The organism is Shewanella algae (assembly GCF_009183365.2).
Classification (GTDB): domain Bacteria; phylum Pseudomonadota; class Gammaproteobacteria; order Enterobacterales; family Shewanellaceae; genus Shewanella; species Shewanella algae.
In genome coordinates this window covers 2,428,822-2,446,080 of the sequence record NZ_CP068230.1, presented here as the reverse complement: position 1 = coordinate 2,446,080, position 17,259 = coordinate 2,428,822, and the positions used below count along the sequence as shown (strand labels likewise).

The 17,259-nt window shown below is 52.0% G+C and carries 20 protein-coding genes and 2 tRNA genes; 10 read left to right on the top strand and 12 right to left on the bottom strand.

What is annotated here, in order from left to right; translation table 11 throughout:
- The first annotated feature begins 8 nt into the window (after window positions 1-8).
- Genes tusD through E1N14_RS10855 form a run of 4 tightly spaced genes read left to right on the top strand, consistent with a single transcriptional unit; the run spans window position 9 to window position 1,367 of the window.
- Entirely contained in the window at window positions 9-398 is a 390-nt protein-coding gene (gene tusD, locus E1N14_RS10870) for a sulfurtransferase complex subunit TusD (protein WP_025009741.1), read from the top strand.
- The gene (tusC, locus tag E1N14_RS10865; RefSeq protein ID WP_025009740.1) at window positions 398-754 is read left to right on the top strand and encodes a sulfurtransferase complex subunit TusC; all 357 of its coding nucleotides are present in this window, start codon (window positions 398-400) and stop codon (window positions 752-754) included. The genes tusD and tusC overlap by 1 nt, the downstream gene beginning before the upstream one ends.
- The gene (gene tusB, locus E1N14_RS10860) at window positions 754-1,035 is read left to right on the top strand and encodes a sulfurtransferase complex subunit TusB (protein WP_025009739.1); all 282 of its coding nucleotides are present in this window, start codon (window positions 754-756) and stop codon (window positions 1,033-1,035) included. Before tusC ends, tusB begins: the two co-directional genes overlap by 1 nt.
- Complete coding sequence (locus E1N14_RS10855; RefSeq protein WP_025009738.1) at window positions 1,029-1,367, top strand: TusE/DsrC/DsvC family sulfur relay protein; 339 nt, start codon at window positions 1,029-1,031, stop codon at window positions 1,365-1,367. The genes tusB and E1N14_RS10855 overlap by 7 nt, the downstream gene beginning before the upstream one ends.
- Window positions 1,368-1,428: 61 nt before the next feature.
- Here E1N14_RS10855 and E1N14_RS22160 read toward each other — a convergent pair whose 3' ends face one another.
- From E1N14_RS22160 to lrp, 7 genes are all read right to left on the bottom strand, one after another.
- Window positions 1,429-1,551 carry a hypothetical protein gene (locus E1N14_RS22160; RefSeq protein WP_025009737.1) on the bottom strand — a complete coding sequence of 41 codons (123 nt, stop codon included), beginning with the start codon at window positions 1,549-1,551 and terminating at the stop codon, window positions 1,429-1,431.
- Window positions 1,552-1,564: 13 nt separating this feature from the next.
- Complete coding sequence (gene serS, locus E1N14_RS10850) at window positions 1,565-2,851, bottom strand: serine--tRNA ligase (protein WP_025009736.1); 1,287 nt, start codon at window positions 2,849-2,851, stop codon at window positions 1,565-1,567.
- Between the two features lie 18 nt (window positions 2,852-2,869).
- The gene (gene crcB, locus E1N14_RS10845; protein ID WP_025009735.1) at window positions 2,870-3,244 is read right to left on the bottom strand and encodes a fluoride efflux transporter CrcB; all 375 of its coding nucleotides are present in this window, start codon (window positions 3,242-3,244) and stop codon (window positions 2,870-2,872) included.
- Window positions 3,237-4,568, bottom strand: coding sequence for a replication-associated recombination protein A (locus E1N14_RS10840; RefSeq protein WP_025009734.1), 1,332 nt, complete (start codon window positions 4,566-4,568; stop codon window positions 3,237-3,239). The genes crcB and E1N14_RS10840 overlap by 8 nt, the downstream gene beginning before the upstream one ends.
- Before the next feature lie 2 nt (window positions 4,569-4,570).
- On the bottom strand, window positions 4,571-5,185 hold the full coding sequence (gene lolA / locus E1N14_RS10835; protein ID WP_025009733.1) for an outer membrane lipoprotein periplasmic chaperone LolA: 615 nt from the start codon (window positions 5,183-5,185) through the stop codon (window positions 4,571-4,573).
- 18 nt (window positions 5,186-5,203) lie between these two features.
- Window positions 5,204-7,813, bottom strand: a complete 2,610-nt coding sequence (locus E1N14_RS10830; RefSeq protein WP_025009732.1) for a DNA translocase FtsK — start codon at window positions 7,811-7,813, stop codon at window positions 5,204-5,206.
- 210 nt (window positions 7,814-8,023) lie between these two features.
- Window positions 8,024-8,527, bottom strand: coding sequence for a leucine-responsive transcriptional regulator Lrp (gene lrp, locus E1N14_RS10825; protein ID WP_025009731.1), 504 nt, complete (start codon window positions 8,525-8,527; stop codon window positions 8,024-8,026).
- A 180-nt stretch (window positions 8,528-8,707) separates the two neighbouring features.
- On the opposite strand from lrp, the gene ald reads away from it, so the two are divergent.
- The gene (gene ald / locus E1N14_RS10820; protein WP_025009730.1) at window positions 8,708-9,823 is read left to right on the top strand and encodes an alanine dehydrogenase; all 1,116 of its coding nucleotides are present in this window, start codon (window positions 8,708-8,710) and stop codon (window positions 9,821-9,823) included.
- A gap of 142 nt (window positions 9,824-9,965) precedes the next feature.
- Window positions 9,966-10,919, top strand: a complete 954-nt coding sequence (trxB, locus tag E1N14_RS10815; protein WP_062793677.1) for a thioredoxin-disulfide reductase — start codon at window positions 9,966-9,968, stop codon at window positions 10,917-10,919.
- Window positions 10,920-11,060: 141 nt separating this feature from the next.
- Here the strand turns inward: trxB and rplT are convergent, their stop codons facing one another.
- From rplT to thrS, 4 genes are all read right to left on the bottom strand, one after another.
- Complete coding sequence (rplT, locus tag E1N14_RS10810; RefSeq protein WP_025009729.1) at window positions 11,061-11,420, bottom strand: 50S ribosomal protein L20; 360 nt, start codon at window positions 11,418-11,420, stop codon at window positions 11,061-11,063.
- 17 nt (window positions 11,421-11,437) lie between these two features.
- Window positions 11,438-11,632 carry a 50S ribosomal protein L35 gene (gene rpmI / locus E1N14_RS10805; protein ID WP_025009728.1) on the bottom strand — a complete coding sequence of 65 codons (195 nt, stop codon included), beginning with the start codon at window positions 11,630-11,632 and terminating at the stop codon, window positions 11,438-11,440.
- 84 nt (window positions 11,633-11,716) lie between these two features.
- Window positions 11,717-12,259 carry a translation initiation factor IF-3 gene (gene infC / locus E1N14_RS10800; RefSeq protein ID WP_037436578.1) on the bottom strand — a complete coding sequence of 181 codons (543 nt, stop codon included), beginning with the start codon at window positions 12,257-12,259 and terminating at the stop codon, window positions 11,717-11,719.
- A 3-nt stretch (window positions 12,260-12,262) separates the two neighbouring features.
- Window positions 12,263-14,191, bottom strand: a complete 1,929-nt coding sequence (gene thrS / locus E1N14_RS10795; RefSeq protein WP_025009726.1) for a threonine--tRNA ligase — start codon at window positions 14,189-14,191, stop codon at window positions 12,263-12,265.
- 270 nt (window positions 14,192-14,461) lie between these two features.
- Here thrS and E1N14_RS10790 point away from each other — a divergent pair, with 270 nt between their 5' ends.
- Complete coding sequence (locus E1N14_RS10790; protein ID WP_025009725.1) at window positions 14,462-14,662, top strand: CPXCG motif-containing cysteine-rich protein; 201 nt, start codon at window positions 14,462-14,464, stop codon at window positions 14,660-14,662.
- A 64-nt stretch (window positions 14,663-14,726) separates the two neighbouring features.
- Here E1N14_RS10790 and E1N14_RS10785 read toward each other — a convergent pair whose 3' ends face one another.
- On the bottom strand, window positions 14,727-15,341 hold the full coding sequence (locus E1N14_RS10785; protein ID WP_025009724.1) for a riboflavin synthase: 615 nt from the start codon (window positions 15,339-15,341) through the stop codon (window positions 14,727-14,729).
- 33 nt (window positions 15,342-15,374) lie between these two features.
- Here E1N14_RS10785 and E1N14_RS10780 point away from each other — a divergent pair, with 33 nt between their 5' ends.
- The 3 genes from E1N14_RS10780 (at window position 15,375) to E1N14_RS10770 (ending at window position 17,079) form a co-directional block, all read left to right on the top strand.
- Window positions 15,375-16,751 carry an MATE family efflux transporter gene (locus E1N14_RS10780; protein WP_025009723.1) on the top strand — a complete coding sequence of 459 codons (1,377 nt, stop codon included), beginning with the start codon at window positions 15,375-15,377 and terminating at the stop codon, window positions 16,749-16,751.
- 138 nt (window positions 16,752-16,889) lie between these two features.
- Window positions 16,890-16,966: transfer RNA gene (locus tag E1N14_RS10775), tRNA-Val, on the top strand.
- A 36-nt stretch (window positions 16,967-17,002) separates the two neighbouring features.
- Window positions 17,003-17,079 (top strand) — tRNA-Val (locus E1N14_RS10770).
- The last annotated feature ends 180 nt before the right edge of the window (window positions 17,080-17,259 follow it).

The following is a 17,259-nucleotide window of genomic DNA, read 5'->3' as shown; positions in this document are numbered from 1 at the left end:
TTTTTGGTATGAGCAAACTTATTATTATGGTGAATGGCAGTGTCTACGGCCCGGCGGCTGGCTTCCATGCACTCAAGTATACCCGGGCTGCCCTGCAAGCAGGCCATGAGGTTCACTGCGTATTCTTTTATCAGGATGGGGTGAGCCAGTCCAATGCGCTATGCGCGCCGGCGTCCGACGAATTGGACTTAACTGCCGCCTGGCTGCAGCTGGCAAAGGAGTGGCAGCTTAATCTGGTGAATTGCGTCTCTGCCGCCCTGCGCCGCGGTGTGCTTTCAGCACAGGATGCCAAGGATAACGCCAAAGCGAGTGCCAATCTCGCCGCTGGATTTACCATGGGAGGGCTTGGCGAGTTGGTCACCGGGCTTGAAAAGAGTGATCGTCTGGTGAGTTTTTAATGAAGAAATTAGCCATTATCTTTCGCCGAGCACCGCATGGGTCGGCTTCCGGCCGCGAAGGCCTGGATCTGGCGCTGCTGAGCGCCAGTTTCGAGCAAGAGGTGAGCCTGATATTTACCGATGAAGGCGTGCTTACGCTGCTGAAGCAACAGCAACCTGAGCTTATCGGCTGCAAGGATTATATCGCCACCTTGGGTGCGCTGCCCCTCTATGACATAGAGACAGTACTGGTCTGTAAACAATCGCTGCAGGAGCTGGGACTTGGCCGCACCGAACTGGTTATTCCTGCCACCATTTGTGATAACGAGCAGATCCGCCAGGCCCTGCTGGATGCCGATGAGGTTATGGTTTTCTGATGATATTACACCAAATACAAACATCGGCAGCGCGCGACACTGCGCTGTCCTGCGCACTGAGATATGCCGGCAAGACAGACGTGTTTCTGCTGGCCGGCGATGCAGTAAGCGCCCTGCTGAAACGTCAATGGGCCATGGCACTGTCCCCTTTTAAAGTGGTGCTGGTGGCCGATGACGTCAAAGCCCGCGGGCTCGAGGACTTTCTTGGTAATTATGAACAGTTGGATTATCCGGCGCTGGTAGCGCTGACATTGGCTCATACAAAGGTTATTTCGTGGTAGATTTCATTCAATTCAATGACAAGCAGATAGCGACCGATCCTCAAGGGTACTTGAAGCAGGTTTCCGATTGGACGCCCGAGCTGGCGCCTGTCATCGCCGCAGGCGAAGAGATAGAGCTGACCGATGCCCACTGGGAAGTGGTTAACTTTGTGCGGAACTTTTATCTTGAATACAAGACCAGCCCGGCTATTCGGGTTTTGGTTAAGGCAATCGGCCAGGCACTGGGGCCGGAGAAAGGTAACTCCAAGTACCTCTACACTCTGTTCCCGATGGGGCCGGCCAAGCAGGCAACCAAGATTGCCGGGCTGCCCAAACCGGCCAAGTGTATTTAAAGCGACTCGATTCTGCACACAAAAAAGCCCCGGTTCTCGGGGCTTCTTACTATTTGCATAACTATTTTAAATTCTCATATACCAGCATGGCTGCCTTGCCGAGCGTGGCTAAAAACAGGGCAGAAAAAACTGCGATGACGGCCACGTAGGCAAGCCAGCGCAGGTAGCGCTGACCTTTATCCATATGACCTCACCCATCAACCTATTTTTTCAATGCCACCCATATAGCTGCGCAAGGCTTCAGGTACTGTGACACTGCCATCGGCATTTTGGTAGTTTTCCAAAATGGCTACCAGAGTACGACCAACCGCCAGTCCTGAGCCATTCAGAGTGTGGATAAGCTTGGGCTTGTTGTCGTCTTTGGAGCGATAACGGGCCTGCATGCGCCGCGCCTGGAAGTCACGCACGTTGGAGCAGGAAGAGATCTCACGATAGGTTTTTTGAGCCGGAACCCAGACTTCAACGTCGTAGGTCTTGGCGGCACCAAAGCCCATATCACCGGTACACAGGACGATAGTTCTGTGCGGCAGCCCCAGCTTCTTCAGTACGTTTTCGGCGTGACCAACCAACTCTTCCAATGCAGCTTCAGAATCCTGCGGCTTCACCAACTGCACCATTTCGACCTTGTCAAACTGGTGTTGGCGGATAAGGCCGCGGGTATCTTTACCGTAAGAGCCAGCTTCACTGCGGAAGCATGGTGTGTGAGCAGTCAACTTGATTGGCAGCTCGGCTTCATCCAGTATGGTATCGCGGGCCAGGTTGGTCAGCGGCACTTCTGCAGTTGGGATCAGGCTAAGCCCCTGACCTTCCTCTGTGGCCGGTTTGGTGTGAAACAGGTCTTCACCAAACTTGGGCAGTTGGCCTGTGCCCTTGAGGCTGGCTTCGTTAACTAGTAAAGGCACATAGCATTCCGTGTAGCCGTGCTCCTGGGTATGCAAATCCAGCATGAACTGCGCCAGAGCGCGGTGCATACGGGCAATTTGGCCCTGCATAAAGATAAAGCGCGAACCTGTTACCTTAACAGCACTCTTGAAATCCAGTCCTTTGAGCAGTTCACCGAGATCCACATGATCTCTTACCGGAAAGTCAAACTCTCTTGGCGTGCCCCAGCGGCGGATTTCCACGTTGTCGTTTTCATCTGCACCCACGGGAGCAGATTCATCCGGCAAGTTGGGAATGCTCATGGCAATAGCATCCAGCTCTTCAAGCAGTGCACTCAGCTCCTGCTTTTTGCTGTCCAACTGGCTGCCGAGATCACCTACCTGCGCCATGATAGGGGCAACGTCCTCACCGCGGGACTTGGCTTGACCTATGGACTTGGAGATGGCATTGCGACTGGCCTGCAGCTCTTCGGTTTCCACCTGCAGCGACTTGCGCTTTTCTTCCAGCTTGGTCAGCCTGTCTACATCGAGGATAAAACCGCGGGTCGCCAAACGCTCCGCAGTTGTTGCGAGTTCATTACGCAGATATTTTGGATCTAACATGTCTACTTGTCTTATCAGTTATACACGTGAAAAAATCAGCTGTTGTCCCAGGTAAACCATGGCCAGGCACAGTCCCAGGTTCAACGCCACATTCAGAAATGCCTTTAGCAACTCACCTCCCTGTATCAGCAGTAAGGTTTCATTTGAGAAAGTTGAGAAGGTTGTCAGTGCACCAAGAAATCCGACACCGACCAGCGCCTTGATCTCAGGGCTGATATGACTGAGTTCCCCCAGTGCATATATCATCCCCATCAGAAATGAGCCAAGTACATTAACAGCCAGTGTACCAAAAGGAAAACCACTGCCAAATAGCTGGAGCACAAATATCGATATCAGGTAGCGCAAAACTGCGCCGGTTGCACCACCAAGGGCAACAACGGTCAGATTAATCATACCTTTTGTTCTCACTTTGACTGTCGAGTTGGCAAAGCTGCGCCAACTTATCGCGGATCCGTTTCTCAAACCCCCGCTCGGTCGGATAATAAAAACGGCTATCGGCCAAGGCTTCGGGGAAATAACATTCGCCGGCGGCGTAGGCATTGGCCTCATCGTGGGCATAACGATAGCCCTCACCGGCGCCGATGGATTTCATCAGCTCGGTCGGCGCATTTCTCAAGTGCATGGGTACAGGCTGCTGGCCGGTTTCCCGGGCCAGTTGCCTGGCCGCCTTAAAGGCTGTGTACACCGCATTGCTCTTGGGCGCCGAGGCCAGATAAACAATCGCCTGCGCTATGGCGCGCTCGCCCTCTGCCGGACCGACCCGGTGAAAACAGTCCCAGGCGTTGAGGGCGACTGTCATCGCGGTAGGGTCGGCATTCCCCACATCTTCAGAGGCTATCGCCAACAGGCGTCTTGCGACATACAGGGGATCGCAGCCCCCTTCCAGCATGCGACAAAACCAATAGAGCGCCGCATCCGGCGCCGAGCCGCGAATCGATTTGTGCACGGCTGAGATCAGGTCGTAATACTGATCGCCATTCTTATCGAACCCTGCCAACTGCTCACCGGCCACCTGCACCAGCATGTCTTCGGTAAAACTACCGCCATCCGGCAGCATGTCACTCATCAGCTCCACCAGGTTGAGAACCTTGCGGGCATCGCCATCGGCGAGTGTCGCCAACTTGGCCATCAGCTCCGGCGGCATCTGCAACCGGCGTTTGCCAAGACCACGCTCTTCATCAGCGAGGGCCTGGGTCACTATGTTAGCAATCTCGGCTTCATCGAGACGCTTAATCAGATATACCCGCACTCTGGAGAGCAAGGCGTTATTAATTTCAAACGAAGGGTTTTCTGTGGTGGCGCCGATAAAAATTACTGTGCCATCTTCAATAAAAGGCAGAAAGGCATCCTGCTGGCTCTTGTTGAATCTGTGCACCTCATCGACAAACAGCAAGGTGCGCTGGCCGCGCGATTGCGCCACGTTTTTGGCATGTTCTATCGCCGAGCGGATCTCTTTCACCCCGGATGTGACCGCAGAAATCCGCTCCACATGAGCGTTGGCATAATGAGCTATCAGTTCAGCAAGCGTAGTCTTGCCGGTACCCGGCGGCCCCCAGAACATCATGGAATGAGCCTTGCCGGCCTCCAGTGCCAGTCTCAGCGGTTGCCCAGGTCCCAACAGATGTTGCTGACCAACGTACAGCTCCAGCGTCGCCGGGCGCATTCTTGCCGCCAGGGGCCGAAAGTCGGGGGCAAAATCAAAGCTCAGGCTGGACAAGGTTAACCTTCCTGCCCCGGGCGCTGATCGTCAATGGAAACGCCTTCGGGAACCTCAAATTGGAACAATCTCTTGTCGCTATCTGTCAGCGGCTGTTGCTCGCTCAGGTTGAACTGACTGAGATTACCCTGAGTGTCTTTCAGTGCCAGTCGGGTCAAAGTGTCATCCTTGAAACAGACGCTGACCTGTTGTACTCCGGCCTCTTCAGTCTTGGGCGCTATCTGGAAACACTCTTTGTCCAGAGTGATGTTATAGCGAGCCCAACTGGCCTCGTCGCGGCGCACCAAAAGCGTCATGGGCGAAGCGGCAATGGCATTTTCTAGCGCCAGTACGCTCACTTCCTCGGCGAACGGGTTATAAATCCAAACGTCTTTGCCATCTGCGACTATCACAGATTCATCCGGCTGCTGAAGATGCCAGTAAAACTGATTCGGCTGCGCCAAGGCGAGCTCGCCGCTGCCTTGCTGAATAAGCTTGCCATTGATATCTGTGACTTGCTGTTGGAAGTCGGCTTTCAAGCCGGCGATGGCATCTAGCTTTTCTCTGAGCAGACCGGCATCATCGGCCATTACAGGTAGGCTGACGGCCAGAGCAAGAAACATAATGCTTTTATTCATCTATACCTCAAATCTGTCTTATCTTGGCGGTGGTGGAGCCAATACTTCGCGGTTACCATTATGCCCCTGGGCACTGACCACCCCTTGAAGCTCCATCTGCTCTATGATGCGGGCGGCGCGGTTATAGCCTATCTTGAACTTGCGCTGCACACTGGAGATAGAGCCGCGGCGGGTTTCGGTAACAAAAGCAACGGCCTCATCGTAGAGTGCATCCAGCTCATCATCGCCGCCTTCAGGTGCTTCACCGGGCAGTAACACCTGCTCGCCGTCGCTGGCACCCTGCAGTATTTCATCAATATACTGAGGCTTACCGCGGGCATGCCAATCGGCAACCACGGCATGCACTTCGTGATCGTCCACAAAGGCGCCGTGAACTCGGTTAGGCACGCCGGTACCCGGGGGCAGATAGAGCATATCACCCATCCCCAGCAAAGTTTCGGCGCCCTGCTGATCCAAAATGGTGCGCGAGTCGATACGGGAAGAAACCTGGAAAGCGATTCGAGTGGGGATGTTGGCCTTGATAAGGCCTGTTATCACATCCACAGACGGGCGCTGGGTTGCCAGAATAAGGTGAATACCGGCGGCGCGGGCTTTCTGGGCGATACGGGCAATCAGCTCTTCCACCTTCTTGCCGACTATCATCATCATGTCGGCAAATTCGTCCACGACAACGACGATAGAGGGCAACTTGTCGAGCTCAGGTGCCGTATCTTCCATGCTTTCATTAGACTTCCACATAGGATCGTAAATCGGCTCGCCGGCAGCCTTGGCCTCGGCGATTTTGGCATTGAAGCCCTTGAGGTTACGTACCCCGAGCGCCGACATCAGTTTGTAACGCCGCTCCATCTCACCGACACACCAGCGTAGCGCATTGGCGGCCTCTTTCATATCCGTGACCACTTCACACAAGAGGTGCGGAATACCTTCATAGACAGAAAGCTCCAGCATCTTGGGATCTATCATAATAAAGCGCACATCTTCAGGGCCGGACTTATACAGCAGACTGGTGATCATCACGTTGACCCCAACCGACTTACCCGAGCCTGTGGTACCTGCAACCAAAAGGTGCGGCATCTTGGCCAAATCCACCACGACCGGATCGCCGGCAATGTCTTGTCCCAGCACCATGGTGAGATTGGATTTACTGTCCTTGAACGCCTGACAATCGAGCACATCACGCATGAATACGGTTTCGCGGAACTTGTTGGGCAGTTCCAGCCCCACATAGGCCTTACCCGGAATAACCTCAACCACCCGCACGCTTTCAGCCAGCAGCGAACGCGCCAAATCTTTGGATAGGTTAGAGATTTTTGAAGCCTTGACCCCAGGGGCCAAGTCCAGCTCAAAGCGGGTAATCACAGGACCTGGATAGACACCAACCACTTGCGCGGTAATGTTGAAGTCTGCAAGTTTGCTTTCCACCAAACGCGCTACCTGATCCAGCTCCTCTTCACTGATAGGGTTTTTCTTGCGATTAGGCACATCCAACAGCGAGATGCTCGGCAAGGGATCCATGGGTTGTTTATGCTCTTTGGAAGCGCCCTCTTCACCAGGTAAAATAATAATACCGTTTTCAACCCTGGCTTTCTGGGTCTGCAATTGCCGCTCTTTATGGCTGATGGCACCGGTTGAGACCCGCTTATCAAAGTCGATTGTATCGCTTCCCTCGGTGTTATTCTGCCAAGGTGGCGTGTCTTCGGCATTGTCCGAAGAAATGCCCGCAGCCTTGGCAGTCGCACTTCCGGCAACACCTGCAGAAAGCACCGGCTCTACCCTGCCCTGACGCTTGGGCTCAGTATCAGTGTTCTCATCGGCCATCTCCGCGGCTTCTCGCTCCAGAGTTTGCTGATCCTTTTTACGGAAACGACTCAGCAGCCCGGGTTTCTTAACGGGGGCTTCAATAACCTCTTCATCGTCATCTTCCTCGAGCACTTCTTCTGGTTCAACTTCATCGCGCTCGCGACGGAACTTGTCCACTACCGACATAAAACCGCGGGTATCTTCGGTTTCTTTCGGGCCTGACAGACGTGCAGGCAACTGCTTGAGCTTGCGAAAACACCAGATAGTTGCCAAGCCGGTGAGCTCGACTATGGTAAGCCAGCTTATTCCCGTCAGCAGGGTAAAACCCGCGCCGACAAAGCAAAGCAGCAGCAGTGTGGTACCCAACTGGTTGAAGTAAGGCAGCATAGCCTGAGCTATTACATCTCCAGCTACACCACCGGCCGAAAATTCATAGATATCGCCGGCATTCATACTGGCCAAGGCTGCCAGACTCAGCACCATCAACAGAAAGCCAATCAGGCGCAAGCCGACCGAAAAGTAATCCACTTCCAGCAGTCTGTGGGCACGCCTGAAGATCAACCAACCGCTTCCGGCAATGATGATCGGAATAAGATAGGCGGTATAGCCAAAGAAATAGAACAGGACATCGGCCAGCCAGGCACCTACGGCACCGGTGACATTTTCGATCTCCCCTTGATAGTTAGACTGACTCCAGCCCGGATCACCGGGATGAAAGCTGCCCAGCGCCAACAATATATAGATGGCGACCATGCAGCACAGAATAAGCCCCCCTTCCAGCAGACGTTGCAGGCCGCTGAGGGTTCTGACGCTATTTCCCTGAGACAAATGCGATTTCCATAAGCAAACGAAAAACAGATGGATTTAAGATACCAGAATCAACCTGAATGTGCAGCGAATAAGCCTTCGAAAGCCTCTAAAAGCAAGTGGATAGCGGCATTTTTTTACGCTGCCTCGCCGCCTGGGATAAAAAGTAAACAACCTAGATCAAAAAAGGAGCCATTGTGGCTCCCTTTTACCCTCGTTAACAATCGAGGTTTAGGCTTCAGCAGAAATACTGATGGCCACTTTGCTGGTCTGCTTCACCTCTTCCATCACCACGTAGGTACGGGTGTCGGACACTGAAGGCAGCTTCAGCAAGGTTTCGCCCAGCAATTTACGATAGGCAGACATATCGGATACCCGTGTCTTTAGCAGATAATCGAAATCGCCCGATACCAGGTGGCACTCCTGAATATCATCCAAAAGCTGCACGGCGCGATTAAACTTATCGAAGACTTCCGGAGTATCCCGGTTGAGGGTGATCTCGACAAATACCAACAAGGATGCGCCCAAAAAGTGCGGGTTAACCAGTGCGGTATAGCCGTTAATGTAACCTTGTTTTTCGAGACGCTTGACGCGTTCAAGGCAGGGAGTTGGACTCAAACCAACACGTTTGGAAAGCTCAACGTTGGAAATGCGACCGTCAATTTGCAGTTCATTAAGAATGTTACGATCGATACGATCCAAGTCTTTTACAGGACTCTTTTTATTATTTACCATATTTTTAACCTTGTTTTATCACTAAAACAACATTTAATTTTGCGTATGTCGGAAGTTTAGCAGCATAATCTGCCCGGGCAATACTATACTAGACTTTCCTGAATTGATCACGTTCAGGTCACTATAAAATAACAATTATGCCCATTAAAAGTGGGTTTTTTAGTATATTGAGGCTCGAAAATGATAATTGGTGTTCCAAAGGAAATCAAAAACCATGAGTATCGCGTGGGTATGGTACCTTCCAGCGTACGCGAATTGACTATGCATGGTCATCAGGTTTTTATCGAAACGAATGCTGGTAATGGGATTGGGTTTACCGATCAGGACTATATCGATGCCGGGGCGTCTATTCTGGACACGGCTGCCGAGGTTTTTGCCAAGGCTGAGATGATAGTCAAAGTCAAAGAGCCACAGGCCGTAGAACGTGCCATGCTGCGCCATGACCAGATCCTCTTTACCTATCTGCACCTTGCCCCCGATCTGCCCCAAACTGAAGAACTGGTCAACAGCGGCGCTGTTTGTATCGCTTATGAAACGGTTACCGATGACCGTGGTGGCTTGCCTTTACTGGCCCCCATGTCAGAAGTGGCCGGACGCATGTCCATCCAAGCCGGTGCCATGGCGCTGGAAAAATCCATGGGCGGCCTGGGCATGTTGCTCGGCGGTGTCCCAGGGGTTGAACCGGCTAAAGTTGTGATTATCGGCGGCGGCATGGTAGGTACCAATGCGGCGCAAATGGCGGTGGGCATGGGGGCCGATGTAGTGGTGCTTGATCGCTCCATCGACGCGCTGCGTCGTTTGAATGTTCAGTTTGGCTCCAAGGTCAAGGCTATTTACTCGACGGCCGATGCCATTGAAAAGCATGTATTGCAGGCCGATCTGGTCATAGGTGGCGTGTTGATCCCCGGCGCGGCAGCGCCCAAGCTGGTTACCCGTGAGCACATCAAGAAGATGAAGCCTGGGGCCGCCATAGTGGATGTCGCCATAGATCAGGGGGGCTGTGTGGAAACCTCTCATGCCACAACTCACCAGGATCCTACCTATATCGTCGATGATGTCGTGCATTACTGTGTAGCCAATATGCCGGGCGCCGTGGCACGTACTTCCACCTTTGCCCTGAACAACGCTACCCTGCCCTACATTCTCAAGCTGGCCCGTCTGGGTTACCGCGACGCGCTCTTGTCTGACAAGCACTTGCTGAATGGTCTTAACGTGATGCACGGTAAGATCACCTGTAAGGAAGTCGCCGAAGCCCACAATATGGCTTATACCGCTGCCAGCGAACTGTTACAGTAAGCAAATCAACTAATCGCTTTAAAGGAGCCTCTGGGCTCCTTTTTTTCGATTAAGTCAATCTTGAAGATTCTATTCCTGGCGCTTTACCCTTAGGGGTAAATTACCTACAATCGCTGCAATTTGCCAAGGCACGGAGAATAAAATGAGCCAAGCCAAACATTGTAATCTTTTGATCCTGGGATCAGGCCCCGCAGGCTATACCGCAGCCGTTTATGCTGCCCGCGCCAATCTCAAGCCTGTGATGATCACAGGTATCCAGCAGGGTGGCCAGTTAACCACTACGACCGAAGTCGAAAACTGGCCCGGCGATGCCGAAGGCCTGACAGGTCCTGCGCTGATGGAACGGATGCAAAAGCATGCCGAGAAATTCGATACCGAAATTATCTTCGACCATATCAATGAAGTGGACCTGCAACAGCGCCCTTTCACCTTGAAAGGTGACAACGCTGAATACACCTGTGATGCACTGATCATAGCCACAGGCGCATCCGCCAAGTACCTTGGTCTGCCATCTGAAGAAGCCTTCAAGGGCCGTGGTGTATCTGCTTGTGCTACCTGTGACGGTTTCTTCTATCGCAATCAGAAAGTGGCCGTTATCGGTGGTGGTAACACGGCTGTTGAAGAAGCACTCTATCTTTCCAACATAGCTGCCGAAGTACACCTGATCCATCGCCGTGATACCTTCCGCTCTGAGAAAATTCTTATCGACCGTCTGATGGACAAAGTCGAAAACGGCAACATAGTTCTGCACCTGGACAAGACATTGGATGAAGTGACCGGCGATGCCATGGGCGTGACCGGACTCAAGATGAAGAGCACCAAAGACGGCAGTATTTCCGATTTGGAAGTGGCCGGGGTGTTTGTCGCCATTGGCCACAGCCCCAACACAGGTATTTTCGAAGGCCAGTTGGAGATGAATGGCGGTTATATCAAGGTCGAAAGCGGCCTCAACGGCAATGCCACCCAGACCAGCGTCAAAGGCGTATTCGCCGCCGGCGATGTGATGGATCAGCACTACCGTCAGGCCATCACCTCAGCCGGAACCGGTTGTATGGCGGCTCTGGATGCCGAGCGCTTCCTGGATGCTCAGAAATAAGCTCTGCCAATATACTGAAAAAGCCAGTCATTGATGACTGGCTTTTTTGTCTGAGGCATTGAAGCATAGGCAAATCACAGGTATGAAAAAAGGGACCTTAGGTCCCTTTTTAACAGCAACTACAACTTATCTCCTGAGAGATTAGTTTGCCAGTGCTTCCTTCGCTTTTTCTACCAGAGTAGCAAACACTACTTTGTCGAATACAGCGATGTCTGCCAAAATCTTACGATCGATTTCGATAGACGCCTTTTTCAGACCGTTGATGAAACGGCTGTATGAAAGACCATTCTGACGAGAAGCCGCATTGATACGTGCAATCCACAGTTGACGGAATTGACGTTTCTTCTGGCGACGGTCACGGTAAGCATATTGACCTGCTTTGGTTACGGCCTGTACCGCTACACGGAAAGTACGTGAACGGGCACCATAGTAACCTTTGGCAAGTTTAAGAACTTTCTTGTGACGAGCTCGTGCAGTTACACCACGCTTAACTCTTGGCATTTTTCAATTCCTCCTAATTAAGCGTATGGCAGTTGGCGTGCGATCATAGGCACGTCAGCTTTGGCAACTAAACACTTGGCGCGCAGATGACGCTTACGCTTGGTGCTCTTCTTGGTCAGGATGTGACGCAGATGGGCTTGCTTACGCTTGAAACCATTGGCGGTTTTCTTAAAACGCTTCGCTACACCCTTGTCGGTTTTCATTTTAGGCATTACTAAAACTCCGCATTGGGACATTAATAAAACGCAAGGCGAGCAAAGGCCCGTAGACCTTTGCTACTTTTCAGGATTGCCCTGCTATTTCTTCTTGGGCGCCAGCACCATGATGGCTTGTCGACCTTCCATTTTCGGGAAAGATTCAACAACCGCATACTCTTCCAGATCGCCCTTGATACGGTTCAGAAGATCCATACCCAGGTTCTGGTGTGCCATTTCGCGTCCGCGGAAACGCAGCGTAACTTTCGCTTTGTCTCCATCTTCCAGAAAACGAATCAGGTTGCGTAGTTTTACCTGATAGTCGTTTTCATCAGTACCAGGGCGGAATTTAACTTCCTTCACCTGGATCTGTTTCTGCTTCTTCTTCTGTTCTTTCTGGGCTTTTGCCTTGTCGAACAGATATTTACCGTAGTCCATGATACGGCATACAGGCGGCTCAGCATTAGGACTGATCTCAACCAGATCCAGACCTGCCTCATCGGCTACTTCCTGAGCCTCTTTGATGCTGACGATACCAATGGCTTCACCATCCACGCCATTCAAACGTACCTCTGGTACGCCGGTAATTTCTTCATTGATTCTATTCGGGGCCGCCTGACGGCCTGCTGATTTTTTGATCTTTATGACCTAATCCTCCAACAATTCAAGACTACGGAGTGAAATTTGTTGCTTGACCTTAGCGGCGAAATCATCGATTCGCATCTTGCCTAAGTCCACCCCGTCTCGGGTACGCACAGCGACTTCCCGATTTTCCATCTCCTGATCACCTATGACCAGCAAATAAGGAACCCGCCTCAAAGTGTGCTCGCGTATTTTAAAGCCTATTTTTTCATTCCTCAAGTCTTTAGAGGCGCGTATGCCCTGTTCCTTGAAGAATTCGACTACTTCTTCAACATAATCAGCTTGTTTGTCTGTTATGTTCATAACAACAACCTGCATAGGAGCCAGCCAGGTTGGGAAGCGGCCCGCGAACTCTTCGATGAGGATACCGAGGAATCGCTCCAAAGAGCCCAAAATCGCACGGTGGATCATCACAGGAGTCTGACGGCTGTTGTCTTCGGCGACATAAGTCGCGCCCAGGCGTCCCGGTAAGGCGTAATCGAGCTGCACTGTACCGCACTGCCAGGCGCGATCCAGGCAGTCATGCAGAGTGAATTCGATTTTAGGGCCGTAGAAGGCACCTTCACCTGGCAGTATTTCAAATTCGATATCGTTGCTGCGCAGCGCTTGTTTCAGAGCTTCTTCTGCCCTGTCCCACATGGTATCGTCACCGATACGCTTCTCTGGACGAGTGGAAAGCTTAACTACGATATTACTGAAGCCGAAAGTGGAATAGGTGTCGTACACCATCTTGATACACTTGCTGACTTCGGATTGCACCTGCTCTTCAGTACAGAATACGTGCGCATCGTCCTGGGTAAAACCACGAACCCGCATCAGACCGTGCAAGGCACCCGAGGGCTCGTTACGGTGACAACAGCCGAATTCAGCCATCCGCAGCGGCAGATCACGATAGGACTTGAGGCCCTGGTTGAAAATCTGTACGTGGCCGGGGCAGTTCATCGGCTTGATGGCGTATTCGCGGTTCTCACTGCTGGTTGTAAACATCGCCTCGGCGTATTTATCCCAGTGACCGGAACGTTCCCACAACACGCGGTCCATCATCAGTGGACCTTTCACTTCCTGATAGTCGTACTGGCTCAGCTTCTGGCGAATAAAACGCTCAAGCTCAAGGAATACGCTCCAGCCGTCGTTGTGCCAGAACACCATACCAGGGGCTTCTTCCTGCATGTGGTACAGATCCAGCTGCTTGCCGATTTTACGGTGATCACGCTTGGCCGCTTCTTCCAGACGGGTCAGGTGAGTCTTGAGCGCTTTCTTGTCGGCCCAGGCAGTACCATAGATACGCTGCAACATCTTGTTGTCTGAGTTACCGCGCCAGTAGGCACCGGCAACATTCATCAGCTTAAAGAAATGACAGAAGCGCATGTTGGGCACATGGGGACCGCGACACATATCTGTGTATTCTTCATGGTGATACAGCGCCGGAGTGGCATCACGGCTGATGTTCTCATCCAGGATCGCCATCTTGTAAGGCTCGCCGCGAGACTCGAAAGTATCACGGGCTTCCTGCCAGCTGACCACACGCTTGACCACGTCATAGTTGGTCTTGGCCAGTTCCAGCATACGTTTTTCCAGCTTCTCCAGATCTTCCTGGGTCAGTTTATGCTCCAGGTCGATGTCATAGTAGAAGCCGTTATCGATAACAGGACCAATCGCCATCTTGGTTTCAGGCCACAGCTGTTTGATCGCATGACCCAACAAGTGTGCGCAAGAGTGACGAAGGATTTCCAGCCCTTCTTCATCTTTGGCCGTGATGATCGACAGTTCTGCATCTGTTTCGATCAGATCACAGGCATCTTTTAACTCGCCGTTGACTCGTCCGGCAATACAGGCTTTCGCCAGACCGGGACCAATATCAGCAGCAACATCGAGTGTAGAGACTGGGTTGGCAAACTCGCGTTTGCTCCCATCGGGAAGTGTAATTACAGGCATGAAAATTCCTTGTCCAGTGGTGACCCACACGTAGGGCCACTTGGTTATCAATTAAAAAAAGTGTTTAGCCCTTGGGTTAAGGCAGTACAGGAGCCTTAAGGTCTCCGCCGGGCAGGCTGGCAATTTTACGGGATAAGCCCTTGCCTGCGCAACCCAAAAACACTCAAGGGACAAGCTTTTGCTCACAGCCTGGGGCTATACTTGAACTGTGTTGTGATATGAGGTTCTATCGTCCAAAGGGCATAGCGCTACCGGACAAAGGAGGAAGCCATGCAACTCAAGAGTCAGACTATCTGCTGCCCCCATTGCGGCCACCATCAAAAGGTGGAGCTCGACGCCAGCGGCGGCGATCAGGAGTTCTATAATGATTGCCGGGTATGTTGCAACCCTATCCATATGCGGATGCATATCAATGACCAAAGGCACATGATAGAGCTGTACGTCGATGGCGATGACGAACAGCTCTACTGAAAACCCCGTTTCAGGCTGCTTATATAGGACGAGTGCGGCCGCGAATGAAGTGTATCGGCGACAATTAAGCCTGGTGTCGTTGAGCTAGTACGCGCTCGACCGTATCCACTATCGTTTGGGTCTGACTGTCAATTTCGATATTCAGCCAATCCCCTTCCCGATAGTCTTGCAGATTGGTCAGTCTGAGAGTCTCAGGAATGAGATGCAACATAAAGCGATTGCCTTTGACCTCGCCAACGGTGAGGCTACATCCATTGATACCGATAAAGCCCTTATAGAAGATGTACTTCAACCACTCTTCGGCCACTTCCAGCTGCATATTGTAATGGCTGTCACTGATATCCAGATGCACCAACTGCGCCTGGGTATGCACATGGCCGGAAAGAATGTGACCCCCTAGCTCGGTACCAAACTTGAGTGACCTCTCTATGTTAACCTTGTCACCAACCCTTAGTCCGACCAGATTAGTCACCGCCAGAGTCTCTTCCATTACGTCGAAAAACGCCCTATCATCAGCAAGCTGGGTTACCGTCAGGCAAACACCGTTGTTGGCAACACTCGCTCCTATTTCCAATCCCTCGCGCAAGGCGGGAGGCAGAGCGACTTCGAGGGTATTTAGCCCGGGCTTTTTCTCGATCGCCAAGATTTCACACTTGGCTTGAACAATACCTGTAAACATTTTCTCACTCGCTTAGTTGTTAGGGCTGCTTTCATGAATCACACCGGCTTTCAGGCCAAACGCTTAGTTCAACTGGCTTTGCCTGTGCTTATTGCACAACTTACCCAGACAATGATGGGGTTTATCGATACCCTGATGGCCGGCAGAGTCAGTGCTGTCGACATGGCAGCCGTCGCTGTCGGAACCAGTCTCTGGCTACCGGCCATTCTGTTCGTTCAAGGCCTATTGCTGGCATTTACTCCCATGTTTGCCCATCATCACGGTGCAAACAACCAAAAGGCGATTCAACCGCTTGCCTTTCAGGCCGCCTATATTGCCATAACCGGCGCCTTGGGTGTGATGCTGTTTCTGGCATCTGCGCCACATATTTTGGATTGGATGGAACTGGAGCCTGAGCTCAAGCGCCTGACCATAGGTTATCTTGACGGCATTCTCTGGGGGGCGCCGGCCTTTGTGCTCTATCAAGTGCTCAGGGGCTGCAGCGAAGGGATCTCCTATACGCTGCCGACCATGATCATAGGTTTTGTCGGCCTGGCGGTGAATATCCCGGCCAACTATATCTTTATCAATGGTCACTTTGGCATGCCCGCCATGGGCGGCGCCGGCTGTGGTGTCGCTACCGCTTTGGTGTTTTGGGCCATGCTCCTGGCCATGGCCATCTATATGCAGTGGCATAAACGCTTTAGCGAGTTGGCTCCCTTCAAGGCGTTTCACAAACCCCATTTGCACACCATTATGGAGATGACCAAGCTGGGCATGCCTATTGCCATGGCGCTGTTCTTTGAAGTCAGTCTGTTTGCGGTGATCGCCTTGTTACTGGCGCCTCTCGGTGCCACTGTCGTGGCCGGGCACCAAATTGCGCTGAATTTCTCCTCGATTGTATTTATGTTGCCACTCTCCATCGGCATAGCCGTTTCTATTCGGGTCGGTTATTACCTAGGCCGGGGTCAGAGTGATGTGTCGGCACTGGTGACCAAGGTGGGATTGGCTATCGCCTTTTCTCTGGCCATGCTCACCGCGGTGGCGACTGTGGTATTCAGGTATGAGATTGCCCTGCTCTATAATGACAACCCAGAAGTGGTCACTCTGGCAGGCAGTCTGATGCTGATGGCTGCTCTATATCAGTTGTCAGATTCGGTACAAGTGGTTGCGGCCGGTGCCCTTCGTGGCTACAAGGATACCCGCAGCGCCTTTTTCATCACCTTGTTTGCTTATTGGGCTGTGGGGATGACCCTGGGTTATGTATTGGCGTATACCGATTTTCTGGTACCCGCCATGGGAGCACACGGATTCTGGATTGGGCTTATCGCCGGCTTGACCGTAGCCGCGATACTCTTTGCTATCCGTCTGAGATATATCCAGAAAAGTGGCAAACAGTTCGCGGTTATCTCTGACGAGAGCACGAATTAAGCCGAATGCGATCAAAGCTGCAGCAAGTTGTGCAGCAATTCGCCATTCAATAAAAATTTGTGTTTTTTTACTTGCAACTGGCGGCTGCTCGCCCTTAATATAGCGCTCGTTCGAGGGCGACAGCCTGAAAAACGCAATACACCCGTAGCTCAGCTGGTTAGAGCACTACCTTGACATGGTAGGGGTCGGTGGTTCGAGTCCACTCGGGTGTACCACTCTCTTCAGAGTGCCAAAAATGAAAATCATGCAATACACCCGTAGCTCAGCTGGTTAGAGCACTACCTTGACATGGTAGGGGTCGGTGGTTCGAGTCCACTCGGGTGTACCAAGTAACCTGCTTTAAGCAGGTTTTTTTATGCCTAAAATTCCCCTTTCCCGCCATTCCAATTTGCGTTTCCTCTTGCTCTTGTCTTTTCATTCCCGTTGAAAGAGTAAACACCTCTACTGCATGGTATTTTTGTAAATCAAGCCCGACTTTTTGCATATTGCTTACTTTCACCGGCCATGG

Coding starts and splice junctions, on each gene's coding strand:
- tusD (WP_025009741.1), top strand. CDS start 9: ATGAGCAAACTTATTATTATGGTGAATGGCAGTGTCTACGGCCCGGCG.
- tusC (WP_025009740.1), top strand. CDS start 398: ATGAAGAAATTAGCCATTATCTTTCGCCGAGCACCGCATGGGTCGGCT.
- tusB (WP_025009739.1), top strand. CDS start 754: ATGATATTACACCAAATACAAACATCGGCAGCGCGCGACACTGCGCTG.
- E1N14_RS22160 (WP_025009737.1), bottom strand. CDS start 1,551: ATGGATAAAGGTCAGCGCTACCTGCGCTGGCTTGCCTACGTGGCCGTC.
- serS (WP_025009736.1), bottom strand. CDS start 2,851: ATGTTAGATCCAAAATATCTGCGTAATGAACTCGCAACAACTGCGGAG.
- crcB (WP_025009735.1), bottom strand. CDS start 3,244: ATGATTAATCTGACCGTTGTTGCCCTTGGTGGTGCAACCGGCGCAGTT.
- lolA (WP_025009733.1), bottom strand. CDS start 5,185: ATGAATAAAAGCATTATGTTTCTTGCTCTGGCCGTCAGCCTACCTGTA.
- lrp (WP_025009731.1), bottom strand. CDS start 8,527: ATGGTAAATAATAAAAAGAGTCCTGTAAAAGACTTGGATCGTATCGAT.
- ald (WP_025009730.1), top strand. CDS start 8,708: ATGATAATTGGTGTTCCAAAGGAAATCAAAAACCATGAGTATCGCGTG.
- trxB (WP_062793677.1), top strand. CDS start 9,966: ATGAGCCAAGCCAAACATTGTAATCTTTTGATCCTGGGATCAGGCCCC.
- rplT (WP_025009729.1), bottom strand. CDS start 11,420: ATGCCAAGAGTTAAGCGTGGTGTAACTGCACGAGCTCGTCACAAGAAA.
- rpmI (WP_025009728.1), bottom strand. CDS start 11,632: ATGCCTAAAATGAAAACCGACAAGGGTGTAGCGAAGCGTTTTAAGAAA.
- thrS (WP_025009726.1), bottom strand. CDS start 14,191: ATGCCTGTAATTACACTTCCCGATGGGAGCAAACGCGAGTTTGCCAAC.
- E1N14_RS10790 (WP_025009725.1), top strand. CDS start 14,462: ATGCAACTCAAGAGTCAGACTATCTGCTGCCCCCATTGCGGCCACCAT.
- E1N14_RS10785 (WP_025009724.1), bottom strand. CDS start 15,341: ATGTTTACAGGTATTGTTCAAGCCAAGTGTGAAATCTTGGCGATCGAG.
- E1N14_RS10780 (WP_025009723.1), top strand. CDS start 15,375: ATGAATCACACCGGCTTTCAGGCCAAACGCTTAGTTCAACTGGCTTTG.